The organism is Pseudomonas oryzihabitans (assembly GCF_001518815.1).
Lineage (GTDB): Bacteria > Pseudomonadota > Gammaproteobacteria > Pseudomonadales > Pseudomonadaceae > Chryseomonas > Chryseomonas oryzihabitans_E.
On the sequence record NZ_CP013987.1, the window covers coordinates 1,463,792 to 1,486,853 of the forward strand.

A 23,062-nucleotide genomic window follows, 5' to 3' on the forward strand; every position below is an offset into this window, starting at 1 on the left:
GAAACATTTCAAAACAAGGTGCGACCCCGTTTTACTTCTGTGACGAATAGCCGCAGCGGAAACGATTCAGGCGATGCAGCGTTGCAGTGACGCCCGGGCACTGCGCAGTTGCAGACCGGCGAAGAGCAGGCCCAGGGCGGCGATCACCAGCGCCGGTTGCAGGTTGCCGGCATAGTGACTGCTCACCGCGCCCAGCAACGGGCCGAGCAGCTGGCCGCTGGCGAAGCTGGCGGTCAGCACCCCGGCGTTGCGTTGCGGCGTGGCCGGCGCCAGCTCGCGACCGTATTGCATCGCCAGCTGCATGCAGGCGAGGAAGGGGCCACCACAGAGCAGCACGCCCAGGAACAGCGCCAGGCTGCCCGGCAACAGGCAGAGCACGACGCCCGTAGCCTGCAACCAGAGGGTCGCGATCAACCAGCGGCGGGTATCGGTGCCCGGGCGTCTCAGGCTGACCAGCACCACGCCCAGCGCGGCGGCCAGGCCGTATCCCGGCCAGAACATGTCGGCCTGCCACTGGCCATGGAAGCGGCTGGCCGCCATCTGCGACAGGAAGGTGGCCGGCAGGATGTAGCCGACGCCCACCAGGCCGTAGGCCAGGATCAACCGGTTGAAGGCGGGCGAGCGCTTGGCCGGCGCCGCGGCGGTGGTAGGCAGTGGGGTGGCGGGACCACGCCGCGGCAGCAGGGGCAGCAGCGCCAGGGTCGCGACGCTGGCGAGCAGGCCGTAGCTCAGCCACAGCTGGTTGGAGTCACCGCCCAGGCGATTGCTGACCAGGGCCATCAGGCCGCTGATGAGGATACCCACCCCGGGACCGGTAAAGACCAGGGCGCCCAGGCGCGGCCGTCCGGCCTCGGCGGCCAGGGGCTGGCTCAGACCGGTCACCATCACCAGCACCCAGGCACTGGCGAGGCCGGTGCCGAAGCGCAGCAGCGCCTGGGCGGCCAGGCCATCGGCCAGCAGCGACGCCAGGGTCAGGCCGGCGCAGAGCCAGAGGCCACCGACCAGGCGCGCGTGGGTGCGACGGGCGAAGAGGGCATCTAGGGCCCCGAGCAGATAGCCCAGGTAGTTGGCCGCGGCCAGCAGACTGGCGCCGGTGAGATCGATCTGACCTTCGGCGATGAGATGGGGCAGGGCAGGGGTGAGAGCGAAGCGGCCGATGCCCATGGCAGTGGCCAGGGCCAGCAGGCAGGCCAGCAGGCGGGCGGTGGCGGTCATCGAAAAGGCTCCGGAAGCGAGTGGATGTGGACAGCCTAGGCCTTGAAGTTGATCAATAAAAACGAATAATAGAGAAATAGATGTTCAGCTAAAGAGAAAGGTGGTGATCCATGGAGTTCGCAGAGCTACGCATCTTCCAGGCGGTGGCCGAGGAAGGTTCCCTGGTGAAGGCCGCCGAGCGACTCAATCGGGTGCCATCCAATCTCTCCACGCGTTTGCGCCAGCTGGAAGACAAACTGGGCGTGGAGCTGTTCCTGCGCGAGCGCCAGCGGCTGCACCTGACCGCCGCCGGCCATCGCCTGCTGGACTACGCCCACCGCCTGTTCGCCCTGGCCGACGAGGCACGCAGCGCGGTGCAGGGTAGCGAGCCGGCTGGCACCTTCGTCCTGGGTTCCATGTTCAGTACTGCAGCCATCCATCTGCCCGGCCTGCTGGCGCGCTATCACCAGCGCTATCCCAAGGTGAATCTGCAGGTGCACAGTGGCCCCAGTGGCGAACTGGTGGAGGGGCTGCTGGCCGGCCGTCTGGACGCCGCCCTGGTGGACGGCCCGGCGCCCGACGCGGCGCTGGAAGGCCAGCCCTGGTTCGAGGAGCGGCTGGTGCTGATCACCGGATTGGAGCTCGGACCGGTACGCTCGCCGGCCGACGTGGCGGGGCGCCCGGTGTTCGGCTTTCGCGCCGGCTGCTCTTATCGCCGCTACCTGGATACCTGGTACGCCGCGGCGGGGGTGCCCAGCGGGCCGGTGATGGAGATCGAGTCCTACCACAGCATGCTGGCCTGCGTGATCACTGGTGGAGTGGCGCTGATGCCGGAATCCATGCTCGACAGCCTGCCTGGCCGCGAGCGGGTGCAGCGCCACGCGATCCAGGCGCGCTTCGCCCAGGCCACTACCTGGCTGATGTGGCGCAAGGGCCGCGAGGGCGCCAATCTGCACAGCTGGCTGGAGTTGCGCGAGAGCCTGCAGACCGACCGCGAAGCTGTTGCTTTGGTGTGATGATTGCCCGATCCTAGACGGCGAACTTCCACCGTCTACCGAGGACGATCATGATAAGAATAGCCATCGTCGGTTTGGGCAAGATCGCCCGTGACCAGCACCTGCCGGCGCTCGCCGCCAATCCTGAATACGAGCTGGTCGCCGTGGCCAGCCGCAACGCCCAGCTCGACGGCGTCGCCCACTATCCCAGCCTGAGCGCCCTGCTCGAAGACGGCCCGGCCATCGACGCTGTGTCCCTCTGCGCGCCAGCGGCGGTGCGCTACGAACAGGCGCGCGAGGCCCTGGCCGCCGGCAAGCACGTGATGCTGGAAAAGCCCCCGGGGGCGACCCTGAGTGAAGTGGAAGCCCTGACCCGTCAGGCCGAGGCGGCGGGTCTTTCGCTGTTCGCCACCTGGCATTCCCGCTATGCCCAGGGCGTGCAGCCGGCCCGCGAATGGCTGGAAGGCAAGCGCATCCAGGCGGTGCGCATCGAATGGAAGGAAGACGTGCGCGTCTGGCACCCCGGTCAGGCCTGGATCTGGGAACCGGGCGGCATGGGCGTCTTCGATCCGGGCATCAATGCCCTGTCCATCGTCACCGCCATCCTGCCGCGGCCGTTCTTTCTCAAGGAGGCCGCGCTGCAGGTACCCGGCAATTGCCAGACCCCGGTGGCCGCGCAACTGGCCTTCGTCGACAGCGCCGGCGTACTCATCGCCGCCGACTTCGACTTCCTGCAGACCGGACCCCAGACCTGGGACATCCACGTCGACACCGAGGCCGGTCGCCTGACCCTGAGCAAAGGCGGCAGCGAACTGTACCTGGACGGCCAACTGACCCACCAAGGCCCCGACCAGGAATACGCCGGCCTCTATGCCCGCTTCGCCGAACTGGTCGCCCAGAACCGCTCCGACGTGGACGTGGCACCGCTCCGCCACGTGGCCGACGCCTTCCTCTATGGCCGTCGCGAGACAGTGGCGGAGTTCCACGAGTAGGGCGACCCTCACCCCAACCCTCTCCCCGAGGGAGAGGGGGCGCTTGGAACTAGCGTAGGGTGGAAAACGGCGCAGCCTTTTCCACGCGCGGTACTCGTAGGTTGGGCTGAGCGCAGCGAAGCCCAACGGGACGGGCCTGTTGGGCTCCGACAATGGAGCCGTCTCAGCCCAACCTACGGGTTAGCGGTTCCCTCACCCCAACCCTCTCCCTGAGGGAGAGGGGGCGCTTGGACCCAGCGTAGGGTGGAAAACGGCGCAGCCTTTTCCACGCGCGGTACTCGTAGGTTGGGCTGAGCGCAGCGAAGCCCAACGGGACGGGCCTGTTGGGCTTCGACGATGGAGCCGTCTCAGCCCAACCTACGGGTTAGCGGTTCCCTCACCCCAACCCTCTTCCTCTGAGGGAGAGGGGGGCGCTTGGACCCAGCGTAGGGTGGAAAACGGCGCAGCCTTTTCCACGTGCGGTACTCGTAGGTTGGGCTGAGCGCAGCGAAGCCCAACGGGGGGTGGTCCTGCCTGTTGGGCTTCGACGATGGAGCCGTCTCAGCCCAACCTACGGGGTAGCGGTTCCCTCACCCCAACCCTCTCCCTGAGGGAGAGGGGGCGCTTGGACCCAGGTAGGGTGGAAAACGGCGCAGCCTTTTCCACGCGGGCGGATCAACGCCGCTCCAGCAGCACCCCACTCTCCATATGGTGCGTCCAGGGGAACTGGTCGAACAGGGCGCAGCGGGTGATGCGGTGGGTGTCGTGCAACTGGGCGATGTTCTCGGCCAGGGTTTCCGGGTTGCAGGAGATGTAGAGGATGCGCTCGAAGCGGCGGGTCAGTTCGCAGGTGTCCCGGTCCATGCCGGCGCGGGGCGGGTCGACGAAGACGGTGCCGAACTGGTAGCTCTTGAGATCCACGCCGGCCAGGCGGCGGAAGGGCCGGACCTCGTTGAGCGCCTGGGTCAGTTCCTCGGCGGAGAGGCGAACCAGGGCGACATTGTCCACGCCATTGCTGGCCAGGTTGTGCAGCGCGGCGTTGACCGAGGTCTTGCTCACCTCGGTGGCCAGCACCCGGCGCACCCGGCTGGCCAGCGGCAGGGTGAAGTTGCCGTTGCCGCAATAGAGCTCCAGCAGATCGTCGTCACGTTCGCCCAGGGCGGTGTGGGCCCAGGTGAGCATCTTCTGATTGACCGTGCCATTGGGCTGGGTGAAGCCGCCCTCGGGTTGCAGATAGCGGTAGGTCTTCCCGGCCACCTCCAGTTCTTCGATCACATGATCGCGACCGATCACCAGGCGCTGGCCGCGGGAACGACCGATCAGGCTGACGCCGAGGTCGGCGGCCAGGCGCTCGGCGGCAGCCTGCCAGGCGGCGTCCAGGGGGCGGTGGTAGGCCAGGGTGATCAGGGCGTCGCCGCTCAAGGTAGTGAGGAATTCTGCCTGGAACAGCTTGAACGACAGGGCCACGTCCGCCTGCCAACCGGCCTTGAGGCGCGGCATCAGGTCATTGATGCGCTGGCTGGCGATGGGAAAGTCTTCGATGAGGATCGGCGTGTGCTTGTCGCCCGGGGCGAACATGGCGTAATGGCGTTCTTCGTTCTCCCGCCATAGGCGGAATTCGGCGCGCAGGCGGTAGTGCTGCAGCGGCGAGGCGAAGACCTCCGCTTCGGGAGCCTGGAAGGGCGCTAGCAGCTCGCGCAGACGGGTGGCCTTGGCGTCGAGTTGGACCTGGTAGTCGGCGGGGGCGAAGGAGGGCTGGGACATGGGCGAATCCGGAGAGGCGATGAGGCGGGGAACCTCGGGGCCGAAGCCCCGAGGGGAGGGGTCAGGCGTTGAACCAGCCCAGCTTGATGACGAACAGGATCGACAGGATGATCAGCGCCGAATTCAGCTCGCGGGTGCGGCCGGACAGCAGCTTGATGGCGGTCCAGGCGATGAAGCCGAAGGCGATGCCGTTGGCGATCGAGTAGGTCAGCGGCATGGCCAGGGCAGTGACCAGCACCGGGGCGGCGGTGGTCAGGTCTTCCCAGTCGATTTCGGCCAGGCCGGAGGTCATCAGCACGGCGATGAAGAACAGCGCCGGTGCGGTGGCGAAGGCCGGCACGCTGCCCGCCAGGGGGGCGAAGAACAGCGCCAGCAGGAACAGGACCGCGACCACCACGGCGGTGAGGCCGGTGCGGCCACCGGCGGAGACACCCGCGGCGGATTCGATGTAGCTGGTGGTGGTGGAGGTACCCAGCAGCGAGCCGAACATGGCGGCGGAGCTGTCGGCGATCAGGGCGCGGCCCATCTTTGGCAGGTGGCCGTCCTTACCCATCAGGCCGGCGCGCTTGGCCACGCCGATCAGGGTGCCGGAGTTGTCGAACAGGTCGACGAACAGGAAGGCGAAGATCACGCTGACCAGGCCGATGTCCAGGGCGCCCTTGATGTCCAGCTGCAGGAAGGTCGGCGCCAGCGACGGCGGCATGGACACCACGCCGCCGAAGGGGGTGACGCCCATGGCGATGGCGATGGCGGTGACCGCCAGGATGCCGATCAGCACCGCGCCGGTGATGCGACGGGCTTCCAGGGCGATGATCAGGAAGAAGCCGAGCACGGCAAGGATGGGGCCGGGCTTGGCCAGATCGCCGAGACCCACCAGGGTGGCCGGGTTATCGACCACGATGCCGGCGTTCTGCAGGGCGATCAGCGCCAGGAACAGGCCGATGCCGGCGGCGATGCCGGAGCGCAGGGCCAGGGGGATGTTGTTGATGATCCACTCGCGGATGCGAAAGATCGACAGCAGGAAGAACATCAGCGCCGAGAGGAACACCGCGCCCAGCGCCGCCTGCCAGGTGTGCCCCATGTGCAGCACCACGGTGTAGGTGAAGAAGGCGTTGAGGCCCATGCCTGGGGCGAGGGCGATGGGGTAGTTGGCGATCAGCCCCATGATCGCCGAGCCGATGGCCGCGGCCAGGCAGGTGGCGACGAAGACCGCGCCCTTGTCCATGCCGGTCGCGCCGAGAATGCTCGGGTTGACGAACAGGATGTAGGCCATGGCCAGGAAGGTGGTGACTCCCGCCAGCAGTTCGGTGCGGACAGAGGTGTTGTGGGCCTTGAGTTGGAAGAGTCGTTCCAGCATGGGATGCCTCGTGCGCGCCGGTCTGATCGGAAAAACGGGGCGCATGATAGCAGGTCGGACGACGACCGTAGCCTGGCGTGACCACACCAGGATCAGATCCGTTCGCTTGACCGCCAGCGGAGCCGGATTCGCGTTGAAGCCTCCAGCATAGGCTGCCCTGGGCGCGGAATCACGACCACCCTGGTGGGTGGCCGTAACCCGTCGATCAGCGCTTGATCATGTCGGCCGCGTGCTGGGTGGCCTCGGCGGTCCGGGTGGCCAGCTTGCGTACCTCGTCGGCAACCACCGCGAAGCCACGGCCGGCCTCGCCAGCGCGGGCCGCCTCGATGGCGGCGTTGAGCGCGAGCAGGTTGGTCTGCGCGGCGATGCCCTGAATGGAGGACACGATCTCGGTCAGCTTGAACAGGTTTTCCTCCATCGACTGATGCTGGGCCTGCTGCTGCTCGCGGAGCGCTTCCTGCTCGTAGCTGGCATGGATGTCGGTCAGGGCGCCTACCACCCGCACGGGCATGCCGTTGGCGGTACGACGTGTCTGGCCACGGGCCCTGAACCAGCGGTATTCGCCGTTCTTGAGCTTGAGCCGGTAGGTGATGTCGAACGGCGTCTGGCCGCTGCGATCATTGAGGTGGGCGCCAAAGGCATCGATGCTGCGCTGCTTGTCTTCGGGGTGCAGGCGCGAGGCCCAGCTGTCCAGGACGTCCGGAAATTCTTCCACGGTCTCGAAGCCCAGCAGGCGGCGGAATTGCGGTGACCACCAGAAGGGGTTCTTGGGATTGACTGGATCGCCAGCGATCACCGCCATGTCCCAGATGCCGTCGTTGAGCATTTCCCGCGACAGATCGAAGCGGGTCAGGGTGACGTCGAGCTCTTCATCCTTCATGCGCTGGTCATGGATGTCGCGCAGCGAGCCTGCCACCCGTAGTGGTGTGCCCTGGCCATCGCGCAGGGTTTCGCCACTGGCGCGAAACCAGCGGTACTCGCCGCTCTTGGTGGCGACCCGGTACTCGACGTCGTAGGGCGTACGGCCACTGCGGTCGTTGAGGTGCCGGGCGAAGGCATCCAGCGTCGGCTGGCTGTCCTCGGGGTGCAGGCGGCTGGCCCAGCTGCCCAATTCGTTGGGAAAGTCAGACTCATTGCGAAAGCCCAGCAGGGCACGGAACTGATCCGACCACCAGAAGGCATTGCGCGGGTTGACCGGATCGCCGGCCACCACTTCCATGTCCCAGAGCCCTTCGCTGGACGCCCGGTTGACCAGATCGAAGCGCGTCTTCAGCAACTGCACCTCGGCCTCGCGGTTTGCCAGTCGGGCGGTCAGGTCCTGGATATCCTGCTGCAGCTCCTGCATCTGGAGTTGCTGATCCTGCTGCTGCTTGAGCAGAGGCTGCAGGGCCTGGCCCAGTTCGCGAATCGCTGCAGGCCCCTGAAGCAGTTCTGGTCCGATCGCCTGTTGCGGGGCGTTGATCGCCGTGATGGCAGCGCGGATGCCGCGCAGAACTGCAGAGTGCTGAAGTAGCGACATGCGAGAAAGCTCCTGGAAGACGGATGATTAGTACGCTTTTTGTTAGCGCAGTGTCAGAGGTTATCGGCCGGCTTCGCTTGGGCTTTATAGCGTGCTAGAGGGATTTCTTGCGTAGAGGTAGCGATGAGGGGCAAGAGAGGCGGCTGGCGATCCTGCAGCCAGGCGGGGCGAGCCACCGTGGACGAGCAGGGCAGGCTGCCTGCTCCCGGCTGGTGCTGTCAGGGGAGGTGATGGCCGCTTACCGCGTCGCCCGCATCTCGCGCCAGGCGAAAGCTGTCCAGGGTACTCAGCACGCCCAGTACGCCGATGGCGATGAAAGCCAGGCGGAAGTCCAGAAGCTGCGGATCCAGGTGGCCGTGCCACTCCATCGAGGCGCGCAGCAGCAGGGCGGCGATGGCCACACCCAGTCCCATGGCCAGTTGGAAGTTGGTACTGAAGAGGGTCGAGGCATGGCTCAGCCGAGCCTTGGGGATGTCGGCGAAGGCCAGGGCATTGCTGGCGGTGAACTGCAGTGAGCGGAACACCCCGCTGGCGAATAGCAGGAGCAGCACCAGCGGTAAGGGCCAGGCCGGGGTGAGCAGGCCGCAAGCCAGCAGGCTCAGGGCGCTGAGCAGGCCGTTGACGGTGAGGATGCGGCGCAGGCCAAAGCGGCGCATGGCAGCGGTGGTGAAGGGCTTGGCCGCCAGGTTGCCGGCAAACAGCGCCAGCAGGAGCAACCCGGACTGGAAAGCGTCCAGTCCGAAGGACAGTTGGAACATCAGCGGCAGGAGGAAGGGCGCCGTGGCGATGGAGACGCGGAACAGTCCGCCACCGAGGATGGACGCCCGGTAGGTGGGAATGCGCAGGGTGCTGAAATCGATCAGCGGCCGTTCCAGCCGGGCCATGTGGCGCACCGCCTTGACGCCGAGGATCAGCCCTACTCCCATCCAGGCGAGGTTGCTGCCCAGGCTGCCCTGGTTCTGGCCGAGTCGCTCCACGCCCCACATGAAGGCCACGCAGGCGCCACCCAGCAGCAGAAAGCCGCGCCAGTCCAGCGGATGCCGCTGGGTGGGAATGTCAGCCGGTACCAGGCGCCAGGCCAGCAGCAGGGCGATCAGCCCTAGTGGCAGATTGAGATAGAAGATCCAGCGCCAGTCGGCATAGGTGGTGATGAGGCCACCCAGCGGCGGGCCCAGAACCGGTGCCACCAGGCCCGGCCAGGTGATGAGGGCGATGGCGCGTACCAGTTCGTGCTTTTCGGTCACCTGCAGCACCGCCAGCCGGCCCACCGGCACCATCAAGGCGCCCCCGATGCCCTGGAGGATGCGTGCGGCGATGAACTGTTCCAGGGACAGCGCCATGCCACAGAGCAGCGAGGCCAGGGTGAAGACGCCAATCGCCAAGGTAAAGACGGGGCGTGGCCCGAAACGCTCGGCGATCCAGCCGCTCACAGGGATGCCCACGGCGATGGCCAGCAGATAGGCGCTGATGCCCAGGTTGAGATCCACCGGATCGCGACCGAAAGACGCCGCCATCTGGGGCAGGGCCGTGGCGATCACGGTGGCATCGAGGTTTTCCATGAAAAAGGTGAAGCTCACCAGGCAGGCGAGCAGCTTCCAGCGTTCCATGAGTCTTGGTCCCTGGCCTAAGACGGGGGGCTACTCTGCCTGACGCGGCGCGAAGTCCGCCAGTCCAAGGGCCGTGCATGACAGTCAGGAATTGGCCGCCGTCATCCGAGGCAGCCTGCTGACGGCGAGAGAAGACAGTCGTCCTCGCTACGAGGGCCGCTGGCCCGGCTGACGCGAAGCGCTGCAAGGGATCGTGGAGCTTTTCCGGCAGCCCGGGGGTCCAACCTTCGAATGCAAAGGAGATACACCCATGATCAAGCAATCGCTGCTCTCTCTGGCACTGGGTACCGTCGTCCTCGCCGGTGCCCTGCAGGCACAGGCCGCTCCCGAATCCATGACCCCGGTGAAGCCCGCCGCCGACAAGGAAGCCTCGGAGCCGACCAACTCGCAGTATCAGAACAAGGTCAACAAGAAAGAGGCCAATCAGAGCGATGAGGCCATTACTCACGATCCCGATCATCCTACCTTTGAACTCGAGGAAGGCGGTCGGGCGCCGCGCAAGTACATCCGCGACGAGTACGTGATCAAGGACTGGAAGAAGCACGGCCTGGAACAGCCGGGCGAAGACAGCCAGTGGGTCAAGATCGGTTCCGACTATGTGATGATCAAGCGCAGCAATGCCGTGATCGACAAGATCGTCAAAGCCAAGCAGTGATCTACCTTGACCGGGGCCGAGCCATCGGCTCCGGTGGTATCCAGGGTGTCCAGGCGGCATGCTGAAGCACCCTTTCCGGAGTTTGTTGCATGACCAGTGAAATCCGCGTCGTCGCCATCTTGCAGGCCAAGCCCGATCAGGCCGCGGCTGTCGAAAAGGCCCTGCGTGCCATCGTCGCTCCTTCCCGCGCCGAAGCCGCCTGCCACTTCTATACACCGCATCGCGATCCGAGCCATGAAGGGCGTTATGTCTTCATCGAACGCTGGGCCAGCCGTGAAGCCCTGGCCGAGCATGAAGAGACCGCACACTTCAAGCAGCTGCTCACCGATCTCGACGGTCTGCTCAGCGAACCGCCCCAGGTCATGATCCTTGAAGAATTGCCGCTGGCCTAAGGCGGACGACATCGGGTTGTCACCTGTCTGAGCCACCCTGGCCTCTTTTCGCGGAGGCCCGGATGAACACTTCACGACGTCAAGCGCTCGGCCTGCTGGGTTTGGGCCTGAGCGCTCCCTGGTTTGCCGGTTGCAGTGCCCGTGAGTCGCAGCCGGATCCCTTTACCTTGGGCGTCGCCAGTGGCGATCCGACCCCCGAGGGTTTCGTCATCTGGACCCGGCTCGCGCCCGATCCGCTGGCCGTGGATGGTCTGGGAGGTCTGCGCGGCCCGGTCGAGGTTCAGTGGGAGATAGCCCTGGACCCAGGATTGCGCCAGGTGGTTCAACGGGGTACGGCCATGGCGCTGCCGCAAACCGCCTTCAGCCTGCCGATCACCCTGGCCGGCCTGGCGCCGGGGCGCCCCTACTGGTACCGCTTCACCGCGCTGGGGCATCAGAGCCGTACGGGGCGGGCCACCACGCTGCCGCCGTCCGCGAGCGCGCTGCAACGCCTGAAACTGGTGGCCGCATCCTGTTCCCACTACGAGAAGGGCTTTTTCAGCGCCTATCGGCACATGACCGACGAACAGCCGGATCTGGCGCTGTTTCTTGGCGACTATTTCTATGAGTCCAACGTGTCGCCACAGCTCCCGGCGGTGCGCCGGCACGGCCTGCCGGAAGCCCGGGACCTGGCCGGCTACCGACGGCGCCACGCCCTGTATCGTACCGATCCTGACCTGCAATACCTCCATGCCAACGTCACCTGTCTGATGACCTGGGACGACCACGAGGTGCAGAACGACTATTCCGGACCCTGGTCGGCCGACCCCAGGGTGAGCCAGGCGGCCTTTGCCGTGCGGCGCCAGGCGGCCTACCAGGCCTTCCGCGAGCATGTCCCGCTACGGGCCTGGCGGACCCAGGGGGCGGCGCTGCGTCTCTATGACCGTTGGCGCTTCGGCGACCTGGCCGAGATCCATCTGCTCGATGGTCGCCAGTACCGTAGCGAGCCAGCCTGTGCAACGCTCCAGACCCGGGGCGGCCATCTGGTGGCACCGACCTGCCCCGGCTTGCGCGATGCCGCGCGCAGCATGCTGGGTCAGGCACAGGAAGGCTGGCTGCTGGATGGCTTTCGCCATAACGCCACCCGCTGGAACCTGATCGCCCAGGATCTGCTGATGACACCCCTGCGCCAGCGTTTTCCAGACGGCGACCCGGCGCGCTGGACCGATGGCTGGGACGGTTATCCGGCCACCCGCGAGCGGCTGCTCGCGGCCATGGCCGACAGTCGCCTGGCCAATCCGGTGACCCTGGGCGGCGACATCCATTCGTTCTGGGTGACGGACCTGCACCGCGAGCCGGAGAACGAGCGGAGCCCGGTGGTGGCCAGCGAATTCGTCGGCACCTCCATCACCTCGGACGGTCCGGAATACCGACGTTTCCAAGCGTTGTTGCCGGAGAATCCCCAGGTGCGCTTCTTCGACAGTCGGCAGCGCGGCTATCTGGCCCTGGAGCTGACGCGGGAACGGTTGCAGGTGGACCTGCGCACCATCAGTGACCGAACCCGTCCGGATGCCGAGCGCAGCACCCGGGCGAGTTTCGTGGTGGAGGCGGGGCGGCCAGGGGCCGTCCCTGCCTGAGAGCCTGCTCCAAAGCTGCTGCGCGTCGGCCAATCTGCGTTGAAAATGGCTTCGGAATGCTCATTTACCCTACGTAAACTCGCGCGCGAGCCCGGTCCGCTTCCTCAGCTATTTTCGCGGGGCCGCCTAGGCCTTGCTTGGCTCTAGCTTGCTAGCCTTGGAACAGGCTCTGCAGGGTTCAGACGAACAGCGACAGCAGCATGATGAAGGCCAGGGCCACCACCGAGAGGATGGTTTCCATCATCGACCAGGTCTTGAAGGTCTCGGCCACGGTCATGTTGAAGTACTGCTTCACCAGCCAGAAGCCAGCGTCGTTGACGTGGGAGAGGATCACCGAACCGGCGCCAGCGGCCAGCACCAGCAGTTCCTTGTTCACGCCGGGGATCAGGGCCACCACGGGGGCGACGATGCCGGCGCCAGTGATGGTCGCCACGGTGGCGGAGCCGGTGGCCACGCGGATCACCGCCGCCACCAGCCAGGTCAGCAGGATGGGCGAGATCTGGGTTTGCACCGCCAGGTTGCCGATCACTTCACCGACGCCGCTGGCCACCAGCATCTGCTTGAAGCCACCACCCGCGCCAACGATCAGCACGATGGCCGCCACCGGGGCCAGACTCTGGTCCAGCAGCTTGACGATCTTCTCGCGGGAGAAGCCGCAGGCGGTGCCGAAGCTGTAGAAGCTCAGCAGCAGGGCGGCGAGCAGGGCGGTGATGGGGTGGCCGATGAAGTCCATCCAGACGCGGAAGTGGTTGTCGGCAGCGAAGAAGATGTCGGCGAAGGCCTTGAGCAGCATCAGGATCACCGGCAGCAGCACGGTGAAGACGGTGATGCCGAAGCCCGGCAGGTTACGGTTGTCGGTCTCCTGGGCGATCTGGGCGACCAGCTCGGGATTGGCCGAGCCAGGGATGCGCTTGGAGATCCAGGCACCGAAGATGGGACCGGCGATCATGGCGGTGGGCAGGCCGACCAGCAGGCCGTAGAAGATGGTCTTGCCGATGTCGGCGCCGAACACCCCGACCGCCAGCAGCGGACCCGGGTGCGGCGGCACCAGGCCGTGCACGGCGGAGAGACCGGCCAGCAGCGGGATGCCCAGCTTGACCAGCGACAGCCCGGTGCGGCGGGCGACGATGAACACCAGGGGCGCCAGCAGCACGAAGCCGATCTCGAAGAACAGCGGGATGCCCACCAGGAAGGCGGCGAACATCATCGCCCAGTGCACGCGCTTGATGCCGAAGGCGCGGATCAGCGTCTGGGCGATCTGGTCGGCGCCGCCGGAGTCGGCCATCAGCTTGCCGAGCATGGTGCCCAGGCCGAGCAGGATGCCAACGAAGCCGAGCACGCCGCCGAAGCCGTCCTGGAAGGATTTCATGACCTTTTCCACCGGCATGCCGGAGGTCAGCCCGAGAAAGCCCGAGGCGATGGTCAGGGCGATGAAGGGATGGACCTTGAACTTGGTGATCAGGAGCACCAGGCCAATGATGGTGACCAGGGCGTCGAGCAGAAGGAAGCTGTTGTGGTCCATGCCGAACATGGCGCCTCTCCTATTGTTGTTGTGGGCGTTGGGGGTGGTTGAAGTGGGTAGCGCTGTCTCGTCAGGCCGGCTGGGCCAGGCGAGTCGAGGTGTTCCACCAGGCCGATACCTGGGTACCAATGGCAGGCAGGGTGTCGCGTGCATCCACTACCAGCGTAGCCGGTTCACCGTGGGGTGCTTCCAGGGCGGCGAACTGACTGTCGATCAGGCTGGCGGGCATGAAGTGTCCCGGGCGATTGGCGACGCGCTGCGCAGCGGTCTCGCGGGTCAATTCGAGGAAGACGAAACCCAGGCCGGGTACCGCCTGGCGCAGCTGGTCGCGATAGCGGCGCTTGAGTGCGGAGCAGGTGAGCACGGGACGTTCGCCCGCGGCCACGGCGGCGGCCAGTTCTTCGCCCAGGCGAGTCAGCCAGCCGGCGCGATCGTTGTCGTCGAGGGGGATGCCAGCGCTCATCTTGGCGATGTTGGCCGGTGGGTGAAAGGCGTCGCCTTCGATCAGGCGGCCCTCGTCCTGCTCGGCGATGGCCGCGCCGACGCTGCTCTTGCCGCAGCCTGCGACGCCCATGACCACCAGCGCGGGAATGGGAGTGTTCATCGTCACCTCCGGTCTGGAGACAGCGCTACCCCGGAAAATGAAAAAGGTAGCGGCTTCCAGTTCTTGTCGATCTTGTTGGGCCGAATGCCGACGTGCTCCGGCAGGGCACATCAGGCTTGTAGTGTCTGCTGAGACAGCGCTACCTTAGGCGTGTTCTCCGTCTCTGACAAGCCTGAAACCACAACAATGAATCGAACGGGTTCTCGTAGTTCCGGTCGGCCCACCCTCACCGAGGTGGCGCTGCAGGCCGGCGTTTCTCCCATCACCGCTTCCCGTGTCTTGCGCGGGGTCGCCACCGTGGCGCCCGAGCTGGTCACCCGCGTGCAGGAGGCGGCCGCGCGCCTCGGTTATGTCACCAATCCGGCCGCCCGTGCCCTGGCCTCGGCCCAGGGGCATTCGGTGGTGGTGCTGGTACCGTCGCTGTCGAACCACCTGTTCATCGAACCGCTGGAGGCCATTCACGAGGTCCTGCATCCGCGCGGCCTGGAGGTGCTGATCGGCAACTATCACTACGATCCCGCGGAAGAGGAAAAGCTGATCCGCAACTACCTGGCCTATCAGCCCAGGGGCCTGCTGCTGACCGGCTTCGACCGCACCGACGCCGCCCGCCAGTTGCTGGCGGCCAGTGGGGTGCCTCGGGTACACATGATGGAGCTGGATCCAGCCGGCGCGACACCCAGTGTCGGCTTCTCCCAGCACGCGGCCGGTGCGGCGGCCGCGCGGCATCTACTGGCGGCGGGGCGTACGCGCCTGGGCTACGTGGCCGCGCAGCTCGATCCCCGGGCCCTGGCGCGGGGCGAAGGTTTTCGCGAGGTGCTGCGCGAAGCGGGGTGCTACGACCCGGGCCTGGACGTATTGGATCCGCAGCCGTCGTCCGTGGGATTGGGCGCCCGGCAATTCCGTGACCTGCTGGCGCAGCGACCGGATGTCGACGGCCTGTTCTTCTGCAATGACGACCTGGCCCAGGGCGCCCTGTTCGAGGCGCAGCGTCTGGGCATCGCCATTCCCGAGCGGATCTCGGTGCTGGGCTTCAACGACCTGCCCGGCTCGGCGCACACGGTGCCCCGGCTGTCCTCCATCCAGACCCCGCGCGCCGCGGTAGGGCGCCAAGCCGCGACCCTGTTGCTGGGACTGCTCGATGGTCGCAGTCAACCGACCTGCGTGGACCTGGGATTCGAGCTGGTGAGCCGGGAGAGTGTGTAGGGACCATCGTCGAAGGCTCATGGGGGGGGCTTCGATCCAGTAATGTTGGGCTTCGCTGCGCTCAGCGCCAACCTATGGCACCCGTGTTGGCCACGCGACGTAGGTTGGGTTGAGACGGCTCCATCGTCGAAGCCCAACGGCAGAGTCTCGATCCGGCCATGTTGGGCTTCGCTGCGCTCGGCGCCAACCTACGGTGCCCGTGCTGGCCACGCGACGTAGGTTGGGTTGAGACGGCTCCATCGTCGAAGCCCAACGGCAGAGTCTCGATCCGGCAATGTCGGGCTTCGCTGCGCTCAGCGCCAACCTACGGTACCCGTGTTGGCCGCGCGACGTAGGTTGGGTTGAGACGGCTCCACCGTCGAAGCCCAACGGCAGAGTCTCGATCCGGCCATGTTGGGCTTCGCTGCGCTCAGCGCCAACCTACGGGGCCTGGCCACTCACGCTCCTACCGCCTTGCCTTGACCGTAGGAGCGGCCCATGGCCGCGATGCGCTGGCGCCGACCCCTACCGCAACGACTTGGCCAGTATCCGCGACTGGCCCTGGAAGTCCTGCCGGGCATAGAAGGCCTGGGCGTCACGGTTGAACTCCATGACTTCCAGCCGCAGCTCGTCGACGCCGTTGTCCCGGGCCCAGGCTTCCACGGCTTCCAGCAGCCGCGCCCCCACTCCCTGGCGCTGGTGGCTGGTGGCGACCACCAGAGTGCCGATGCGGCAGAGGATGAGAGGCTGCAGAAAGGAAATCGAACCGGTATCGGACAGCCGCGCGGTGACGAAACCCACCAGGGCGTCCTCTGCCTCGGCGACGAACAGGACGCCATCCTCGGGCTCCAGCTGGGCGGCCCAGTAATCCTGGTCGCGCCAACCACCGGAGGGCCGGGCAAAGGTCGCCGGGGCCTGCTGGTGATGCTGCTCGGCGAGTTGTTCGGCCAGGGTGCAGATGGCGGCCAGGTCGGTAACGAAGGCAGGACGGATACGCAAGAGCGATGCTCGCAGAAAGAGTCAGCTGTTCACCTTAGCCGTACGGACCGGGTCAGGAAACATCCGGCTCGGCCGGCAGCTGCTGATACCAGTCGGCATAAGGCGTGTTCTTCGCCATCCGGCGGTTGTAATCGGGAGCGCCATCGGTCCACCAGACCGGACCGCGTTCGCCCAGGGCCCGCTTGGCCTCGTCCACCGCTGCACGGGCCTGACGCAGGGCCGCGTCGTCGCCCTGGCGCTTGGCGGTACCCACCTGGCGGCGGGCGTCCATCAGCTGGTGGGTCAGCATCTCACGGCGTTCAGCTGGCAGGCTGGGATCGGTACAGCGCCAGAGTCGACCCCTGACCGCGAAGTAGCGTCCGTCCGGGGTGGTGGGGTAGCTCATGGGCAGGGTCTCTGGTCAGTCGTCGATGTCGAGCAGGGCGCGGCAGTCCGGATAATTCGAGCAGGCCCAGAATTCCCGGCCCTGGTGGCGACCGCTGCGGGCGCGGCGGCGAACCATGGGCGCCTGGCATTCGGGGCATTCCGGCGCCAGCGCCTGGCTCGGGGCAGCCGCCCGGGCGCGTGGGCGACGGCCCCCGAAGACGGCATCGCGCACGGCACTGGCCGAATAGCGCGCCGCCGCCGGAATCTCCACCAGGCGCAACTGGGCGGCCTCGCATACCGCGCGGACGAAGCGGTCACGCTGCTGGCGGTGGCGCTGCAGGTGCGAACGGTCATTGAGCTCGACCACGGCGTGTACGGCGAGGTCGTCGCGGCGGCAGATGGCGAAGTCGAAGTGCTTGCAGTTGATGCGGTTCTGCGCGACCAGGTAGCGGCGCCGGTCGCGCAGCGGCAGGGTCTGGACCACATCGGCGATGCGGACCTTGCCGAACACCCGGTAGTCATCGCCCACGGCTTCGTCGAGCACGGCGAGAAAGGCCTTTTCGGCGGGGGTGAAGAGGGCTTCGACCTGGCGATAGGGAAAGGCGGCCTGGCGCCGACGCTGCCACCACCAGGATGCCCCCAACAGCAGTAGTCCGGCCAGGACCAGCAGGGGCAGATAACGCTCGTACATCTCGAACTCCAACAGCGGGGCGCCATGATAGTGAGTCCTGGCGCCGGACAGCAGCGGCGGCGACGAAACGTCAGTCGCGTCGCGGCAGTTGCCGTTGCAGATCGTCCAGGCGCAGCAGGGTCACGGACTTCAGACAGCTCAGATACTGCAGCTGCTGCATGGGGCCACTGAAACCGCGGGTGGCGGTCGTGCAGCGGGGTGCCCGGTCGGCCTGCCAGAGCTGCTGCAGGCGTTCGAAGGCAGGTCGTTGCGTGGGTGAGGTGGCTGCCAGCCGCCGACCATAGACGTCAGCCAGACGGGCCTCGGCCGCCGCCAGGTCGTCGGCTGCGCAGGCGGCCAACTGGGCCTCGCTCCCCTGACGATCGCAGGCGACGGGTGCGGGTTCGGCGGCGAGCGCCACGCGGGTAAGCGGGAGTGCGAGCAGGAGCAAGAGCAGGCGGGAGACAGGCATGAAGGACAGTTATCCAGGAGGCAGTCCCCCTAGACTGCCGCAAGCGCGAGCCGCTCACCAGGCGCCGTTGGTTTCCGGCTGCTCGCCCTGGGTGTCACGGAAGGCGCGGATCTGCTCCAGCAGCCAGGTCACCCAGCGCTGCACCGGCGCGTCCACCGTACCCCGGGGCAGTACCAGGAAGTAGGCCTGGGGCGACAGCTGATTGAACCGGTCCGGCAGCGGCCGCACCAGGGCGCCACTGGCCAGCAGGCGCTGGGCCAGCACACAGCCGCCGAGCGCCACGCCCTTGCCGGCGGCCGCCTGTTGCAGGGCCATGCCACTGAGCGAATAGCGCGGTCCGCGCAGATTGCCGCCAAGGCTGACGGCCTGGCTGGTGAACCAGTCCTGCCAGGCGTTGAAGCGGCTGCTGGGGCGACCCGACCGCCAACCACCGGGCCATTCGGCGTGCAGCAGGGGATAGTCCAGTAGCGCGGCGGGCTCCGTCAGGGGCGCCGGGATCAGAGTGGGACTGCAGACCGGAAAGATCCACTCGCGCAGCAGCAGGCGGACCTCGCCATCCTGCCAGTCGCCACGGCCATAGCGGATCGCCGCCTGGGCACCTCCCTCGGTGCCCAGCGGCACGATAGCGGACGAAGCGTCGAGGAAGACCTCGATATCCGGATGCCGGCGCTGGAAGTCTTCCAGGCGCGGCAGCAGCCATTCCTGGCCGAAGGTGGGTGGCGCACTGACGGTCAGAACGCTGCTCTTGACCCGTGCCCGGGCGACGGCGCGTGTCAGGCCGTCGAGGTGGGGTGCGATCTCCGCGGCCAGGTTCCGACCCGGCTCGGTGAGTCGTACCCCCTGAGGCAGGCGTTCGAACAGGGTCTGCCCCAGTTCGTCCTCCAGGAGGCGGATCTGCCGACTGATGGCCCCGGCGGTGACATGCAGCTCGGCTGCCGCCCTGGCGAAATGCTCATGCCGGGCAGCCGCCGCGAAGGCACGCAGGGCATTGAGGGGGAGGGCGATGGTCATGACAGCCTTAGTTTTCCTGAGCCTGACGCCCATTAAACATCGTTTGTCCAACCTGTTCAGCCGCCTTCACCATTCAGGCTCACTTATTCGTGGAGCGACGCTCATGCGCAAGGAGCTCGATCTCCCCGCTGTGCTGGTGATGCTGGTGCTTTGCCTGGTCTGGGGCCTGCAACAGACGGCGATCAAGGCCATCGCCGAACAGGTCGACCCGTTGCTGCAGATCGGCTGGCGCTCGCTGCTGGCGGCCGGGTTGCTCTATGGCCTGGCACGCTGGCGCGGCATCCGCTGTCTGGGCCGGGACCAGACCCTGGTTCCCGGCCTGCTCGCCGGTTCGTTGTTCGCCATGGAGTTCCTGTGCATGGCGGTGGGCCTGAACTACACCAGCGCCGCGCACATGGTGGTGTTCATCTACACGGCGCCGCTGTTCGCCGCCTGTGGCCTGCACTGGTTGGTACCGGGCGAGCGACTGTCGTTGCGTCAGTGGTTGGGCGTCGTATTGGCGGGTGTCGGCGTGGTCTGCGCCTTCCTGATCGGCCAGCCAAGCGGTGGGGCGAGCTGGCAAGGCGATCTGATCGGCCTGGTCGGTGGCGCCTGCTGGGGGGCTACCACGGTGCTGATCCGCCGCAGCGCTCTGGCCGAGGCGCCGCCCTTGCGCACCCTGTTCTATCAGCTTGGGGTGACTGGAGTGGTGCTGCTGGCGCTGGCCCTGCCACTGGGCAAGCGGCTGAACCTGTCGGGACTCGACTCCCTGGCCTGGTCGAGTCTGGCGTTCCAGGTGTTCATCGTCGCCGGCATCAGTCTGCTGGGCTGGTTCGTGCTGCTCAGTCGCTATCGCGCTGCCCCGCTGGGGGTGCTGACCCTGCTGACGCCCCTGTTCGGCGTGCTGATGGGGGTCTGGCTGCTGGGCGAGACACTCGGGGCAGGCTTTCTCGTCGGTGCGGCCCTGGTGCTCTGCGGTCTGCTGATCGTCAGCTATCCTTCCCGCTCGCGAACGGCCCCCCGCTGACTCGCCTGGTCCCGAGAATCCGATGCCTGCTACCTCCACCCACCCCTGGCTGTTGCGCCTCATCCCGCTGGTGTTCCTGGCCCTGTGGTCCGCCGGTTTCGCCGTCTCCAAGGTGGGCCTGGCCTATGCACCGCCCTTCACCCTGCTGGCGATGCGTTATGGGTTGGCGTTCAGCGTGCTGTTGGTCGCCTTTCTGATCCTGCGTCCGCCCTTGCCGCGCACGCGCCGGGAGTGGGCGAATCTGGCGGTCGTGGGCTTTCTGATCCAGGGGGTCTATTTCGGCATGAGCTACGGTGCCCTGGTGATGGGCGCCTCGGCCAACGTGGTCGCCATGGTGGCGTCGCTGCAGCCGATCCTGGTCGCCTTGGGCGCGCCCTTGCTGGTGGGCGAGCGGGTGGCGCCGCTGCAGTGGCTGGGCCTCGCCCTGGGCCTGCTGGGCGCGATCGGGGTGATCCTGGCGCGGGCCAGCGTCGCCGTGGAAACCCTTTCCGGCATCTGCCTGGCGGTAGGCGCCTTGCTGGGCATGACCAGCGCGGTGCTCTACGAGAAACGCCTGGGTGTCGCCCAGCATCCGGTCACCAATAACCTGGTGCAGTACAGCGTCGGTCTGGTGTGTTGCGCACCTCTGGCGCTGCTGTTCGAGCACACGCCGGTGCACTGGGCGCCCGCCTTCATCGGCGCCCTGGCCTATCTGGTGCTGGCCAATTCGCTGCTGGCCATCAGCCTGCTGGTGTGGATGATTCGCGCTGGCGAGGCGGCACGGGTCAGCGCGCTGTTCTTCTGCGTCCCGCCGGGCGCGGCCTTGACCGCCTGGCTGCTGCTCGGCGAAACCCTGCCGCCGCTGGCCTGGGTCGCCATGGTGATCGCCATCGGCGGAGTGCTCCTGGCGACGCGCTCAGGAGCGAAGGCGGCGCGCTGAAGAGCGCGCCGCCTGCCACTAGGCCGTCTTGAGTCCGGCCAGCACCTTGTCCACCGTCAGCGGATAGTCGCGGATGCGCACCCCGCAGGCGTTGTAGACGGCATTGGCAAGGGACGCGCCGGCACCGCAGATGCCCAGCTCACCCACGCCCTTGATCTTCAGCGGATTGGCCTTGGCGTCCAGCTCCGGCAGGAAGTGGGCCTCGATGGCGGGGATGTCCAGGTGACAGGGATAGTGGTAGTCGGCCAAGTCATGGTTGACGAAGTGGCCATGGCGGGTATCGATCACCCCCTCTTCGTGCAGAGCGCTGCCAACGCCCCAGATCATGCCGCCCAACATCTGCGAGTGGGCGGTCTTCTCGTTGAGAATGCGGCCGGCGGCGAACACCCCGAGCATGCGCCTTAGACGGATCTCGCCGGTGATGGCGTGCACCCCGACTTCAGCGAAGAAAGCGCCGTAGGCCTGCTGGGAATAGTCCTTGAGGGTCTGCCCCGGCTTGATCTCGCCGATGGCCTGGAGATCGTGTTCCCGGGCCAGCTCGGCAAGGTCGCGACTGCCGTTGTCGGCAATCAGCCGCCCGCCGACGAAGCGGGCACTGGCCGGATCCAGCCCGGCCGCCTCTGCGGCCTTCAGGCGCAGGTTCTCACAGGCGACATACACCGAGGAGCCGGAACTGGCCGCGCCAAAGGAGCCACCGGAGCCCGCACCCGCGGGGTCGTCGCTGTCTCCCAGCAGGACCTTGACCCGCTCCACCGGCAGCCCGAGCGACTCGCCGGCGATCTGCGCCAGGATGGTGTAGGTCCCGGTGCCGATGTCGGTCATGGAGGTCTTGACCGTGGCCGTGCCATCGGCTTCCAGCCGCACGCCGGCCTGGGAGGGCCTGAGCATGTTGGCGCGACTGGCTGCGGCCATGCCCATCCCGATCAGCCAGTCACCGTCGCGCATCTGGCCGGGCTTGGCACTGCGCTTGTTCCAGCCAAAGCGGCGGGCGCCGTCCTGCATGCAGTCCACCAGCTTGCGGGCGGAGAAGGGGATGTGCTTTTCCGGGTCCTGGCTGGGCTCGTTGCGCAGGCGCAGCTCGATGGGATCGAGATCGAGCATCGCGGCCAATTCGTCCATGGCGCTTTCGCTGGCGAGCATGCCCACGGCTTCGCCAGGCGCGCGGCAGGAGCCGGATTCGGGCAGGTCCAGTTCGACCATGCGGTGCGCCACCAGGCGATCGTCGCCGGCATAGAGGGTGCGCGAGGACAGCCCCGTGGGTTCGTAGTAGGTGAGGCCGCGGGCCGAGTGGGACCAGCCCTCGTGGGCCATGGCCAGAAGGCGGCCATCCCGGTCGGCGCCCAGGCGGATCCGCTGCACGGTGGCCGAACGGTGGTCGGTGATCTGGAACATCTGCTGGCGGGTGAGGGTGACCTTGACCGGTCGGCCGATAGCCCGGGCGGCCATGGCGCCGATCAGGGCATCGGCATAGATCGGCAGCTTGCCGCCGAAACCGCCGCCGATGTAGCGCGCCACGATGCGGACGTTCTCCTTGGGCAGTTGCAAGGTATTGGCCACGCAACTCTGTGCCTGCTCGACGAACTGGGTGGAGCAGTAGATGGTCACCCGGTCGCCGTCCCACTGGGCGAGGCTGGCGTGGGGCTCCATCTGCGCATGGATGTGGTAGGGCGTGGTATAGCGCTCGTCGAGCTTGACCGGTGCCCGGGCGAAGGCGGCGTCGACATCGCCCGAGGCGGTGTCGGTGGGCTGGTCGCCATCCGGTGGCTTCACCGCCTGGCCGAGGTTGGCGGCCAGATCGAAGGCGCCCGGTTCGGTGGCGTAGTCGATCTCCACCAGGGCCGCCGCCAGGCGTGCCTCCTCGAAGGTCTCGGCCACCACGAAGGCCACCGGTTCGCCGAAGTAACGCACCTGATCGCTGTCCAGGTAGGGCTTGGGCCGGCTGAAGCGGCTGTTGTTGTCTGGCTCGCGAGCCGCCTGGCGCGGGGCGTTGCGGTAGGTCAGGACGCTGAGCACGCCCGGCGCGCTTTCGGCGGCGGAGGTGTCCAGTCGAGCGATGCGGCCCTTGGCGATGGTGGCCCCGACGATAAAGCCATAGGCCACGCGATCATTGCGGAACTCGAAGCTGTAGGGCGCCTGGCCGGTGACCTTGAGCAGGCCGTCGACGCGATCGATGGGCTTGCCGATCAGGCCGCTCCGATTCTCGTCGATCAGGTTGCGGCCAACGGGTTCGTTCATTTCCAT

Annotated in this window: 21 protein-coding genes; 8 read left to right on the forward strand and 13 right to left on the reverse strand. The window is 66.9% G+C overall.

What is annotated here, in order from left to right; translation table 11 throughout:
• Positions 1 to 66 precede the first annotated feature (66 nt).
• Positions 67 to 1,215, reverse strand: a complete 1,149-nt coding sequence (locus tag APT59_RS06550) for a YbfB/YjiJ family MFS transporter (protein ID WP_059314119.1) — start codon at positions 1,213 to 1,215, stop codon at positions 67 to 69.
• Positions 1,216 to 1,325: 110 nt separating this feature from the next.
• Here APT59_RS06550 and ptrR point away from each other — a divergent pair, with 110 nt between their 5' ends.
• Together ptrR and APT59_RS06560 are read left to right on the forward strand one after the other, a co-directional pair.
• The gene (ptrR, locus tag APT59_RS06555) at positions 1,326 to 2,210 is read left to right on the forward strand and encodes a putrescine utilization regulator PtrR (protein WP_059314120.1); all 885 of its coding nucleotides are present in this window, start codon (positions 1,326 to 1,328) and stop codon (positions 2,208 to 2,210) included.
• 50 nt (positions 2,211 to 2,260) lie between these two features.
• Entirely contained in the window at positions 2,261 to 3,181 is a 921-nt protein-coding gene (locus tag APT59_RS06560; protein WP_059314121.1) for a Gfo/Idh/MocA family protein, read from the forward strand.
• 654 nt (positions 3,182 to 3,835) lie between these two features.
• Here the strand turns inward: APT59_RS06560 and trmA are convergent.
• The 4 genes from trmA to APT59_RS06580 form a co-directional block, all read right to left on the reverse strand.
• Positions 3,836 to 4,924 (reverse strand): tRNA (uridine(54)-C5)-methyltransferase TrmA, encoded by a 1,089-nt coding sequence (gene trmA / locus APT59_RS06565; protein WP_059314122.1) that lies wholly within the window; start codon positions 4,922 to 4,924, stop codon positions 3,836 to 3,838.
• Between the two features lie 61 nt (positions 4,925 to 4,985).
• Positions 4,986 to 6,281 carry an NCS2 family permease gene (locus APT59_RS06570; protein WP_059314123.1) on the reverse strand — a complete coding sequence of 432 codons (1,296 nt, stop codon included), beginning with the start codon at positions 6,279 to 6,281 and terminating at the stop codon, positions 4,986 to 4,988.
• Positions 6,282 to 6,486: 205 nt separating this feature from the next.
• The gene (locus tag APT59_RS22805) at positions 6,487 to 7,626 is read right to left on the reverse strand and encodes a PAS domain-containing protein (RefSeq protein WP_420480508.1); all 1,140 of its coding nucleotides are present in this window, start codon (positions 7,624 to 7,626) and stop codon (positions 6,487 to 6,489) included.
• 392 nt (positions 7,627 to 8,018) lie between these two features.
• A complete protein-coding gene (locus tag APT59_RS06580) occupies positions 8,019 to 9,407 on the reverse strand; it encodes an MFS transporter (RefSeq protein WP_059314125.1) in 1,389 nt (462 codons plus the stop codon).
• Between the two features lie 250 nt (positions 9,408 to 9,657).
• Here APT59_RS06580 and APT59_RS06585 point away from each other — a divergent pair, with 250 nt between their 5' ends.
• The 3 genes from APT59_RS06585 to APT59_RS06595 all read left to right on the forward strand — a co-directional run bounded on the left by APT59_RS06585 (position 9,658) and on the right by APT59_RS06595 (position 12,070).
• Positions 9,658 to 10,062 (forward strand): RcnB family protein, encoded by a 405-nt coding sequence (locus APT59_RS06585; protein ID WP_059314126.1) that lies wholly within the window; start codon positions 9,658 to 9,660, stop codon positions 10,060 to 10,062.
• An 89-nt stretch (positions 10,063 to 10,151) separates the two neighbouring features.
• Entirely contained in the window at positions 10,152 to 10,454 is a 303-nt protein-coding gene (locus APT59_RS06590) for a putative quinol monooxygenase (protein ID WP_059314127.1), read from the forward strand.
• A gap of 62 nt (positions 10,455 to 10,516) precedes the next feature.
• Positions 10,517 to 12,070, forward strand: a complete 1,554-nt coding sequence (locus APT59_RS06595; RefSeq protein ID WP_082696298.1) for an alkaline phosphatase D family protein — start codon at positions 10,517 to 10,519, stop codon at positions 12,068 to 12,070.
• 178 nt (positions 12,071 to 12,248) lie between these two features.
• Here the strand turns inward: APT59_RS06595 and APT59_RS06600 are convergent, their stop codons facing one another.
• Together APT59_RS06600 and APT59_RS06605 are read right to left on the reverse strand one after the other, a co-directional pair.
• Positions 12,249 to 13,601, reverse strand: coding sequence for a GntP family permease (locus tag APT59_RS06600; protein WP_059314129.1), 1,353 nt, complete (start codon positions 13,599 to 13,601; stop codon positions 12,249 to 12,251).
• A gap of 61 nt (positions 13,602 to 13,662) precedes the next feature.
• Positions 13,663 to 14,196, reverse strand: a complete 534-nt coding sequence (locus APT59_RS06605) for a gluconokinase (protein WP_059314130.1) — start codon at positions 14,194 to 14,196, stop codon at positions 13,663 to 13,665.
• Between the two features lie 186 nt (positions 14,197 to 14,382).
• On the opposite strand from APT59_RS06605, the gene APT59_RS06610 reads away from it, so the two are divergent.
• Positions 14,383 to 15,399: a LacI family DNA-binding transcriptional regulator gene (locus tag APT59_RS06610; protein ID WP_059314131.1), complete on the forward strand. Its 1,017-nt coding sequence runs from the start codon at positions 14,383 to 14,385 to the stop codon at positions 15,397 to 15,399.
• A gap of 504 nt (positions 15,400 to 15,903) precedes the next feature.
• Here APT59_RS06610 and APT59_RS06615 read toward each other — a convergent pair.
• The 5 genes from APT59_RS06615 to APT59_RS06635 all read right to left on the reverse strand — a co-directional run bounded on the left by APT59_RS06615 (position 15,904) and on the right by APT59_RS06635 (position 18,896).
• Complete coding sequence (locus tag APT59_RS06615; RefSeq protein WP_059314132.1) at positions 15,904 to 16,377, reverse strand: GNAT family N-acetyltransferase; 474 nt, start codon at positions 16,375 to 16,377, stop codon at positions 15,904 to 15,906.
• A gap of 52 nt (positions 16,378 to 16,429) precedes the next feature.
• A complete protein-coding gene (locus APT59_RS06620) occupies positions 16,430 to 16,762 on the reverse strand; it encodes a hypothetical protein (protein ID WP_059314133.1) in 333 nt (110 codons plus the stop codon).
• A gap of 15 nt (positions 16,763 to 16,777) precedes the next feature.
• Positions 16,778 to 17,434 carry a DUF2726 domain-containing protein gene (locus APT59_RS06625; RefSeq protein ID WP_059314134.1) on the reverse strand — a complete coding sequence of 219 codons (657 nt, stop codon included), beginning with the start codon at positions 17,432 to 17,434 and terminating at the stop codon, positions 16,778 to 16,780.
• Positions 17,435 to 17,504: 70 nt separating this feature from the next.
• Positions 17,505 to 17,885 (reverse strand): lysozyme inhibitor LprI family protein, encoded by a 381-nt coding sequence (locus APT59_RS06630; protein ID WP_059314135.1) that lies wholly within the window; start codon positions 17,883 to 17,885, stop codon positions 17,505 to 17,507.
• A 54-nt stretch (positions 17,886 to 17,939) separates the two neighbouring features.
• The gene (locus tag APT59_RS06635; protein WP_059314136.1) at positions 17,940 to 18,896 is read right to left on the reverse strand and encodes a LysR substrate-binding domain-containing protein; all 957 of its coding nucleotides are present in this window, start codon (positions 18,894 to 18,896) and stop codon (positions 17,940 to 17,942) included.
• Between the two features lie 103 nt (positions 18,897 to 18,999).
• Between APT59_RS06635 and APT59_RS06640 the strand changes: the two genes are divergently transcribed.
• Both APT59_RS06640 and APT59_RS06645 read left to right on the forward strand, forming a co-directional pair.
• Positions 19,000 to 19,902 carry a DMT family transporter gene (locus tag APT59_RS06640; protein WP_059314137.1) on the forward strand — a complete coding sequence of 301 codons (903 nt, stop codon included), beginning with the start codon at positions 19,000 to 19,002 and terminating at the stop codon, positions 19,900 to 19,902.
• 22 nt (positions 19,903 to 19,924) lie between these two features.
• Positions 19,925 to 20,821, forward strand: coding sequence for a DMT family transporter (locus tag APT59_RS06645; RefSeq protein ID WP_059314138.1), 897 nt, complete (start codon positions 19,925 to 19,927; stop codon positions 20,819 to 20,821).
• 18 nt (positions 20,822 to 20,839) lie between these two features.
• Here APT59_RS06645 and APT59_RS06650 read toward each other — a convergent pair whose 3' ends face one another.
• The gene (locus tag APT59_RS06650; RefSeq protein ID WP_059314139.1) at positions 20,840 to 23,062 is read right to left on the reverse strand and encodes a xanthine dehydrogenase family protein molybdopterin-binding subunit; all 2,223 of its coding nucleotides are present in this window, start codon (positions 23,060 to 23,062) and stop codon (positions 20,840 to 20,842) included.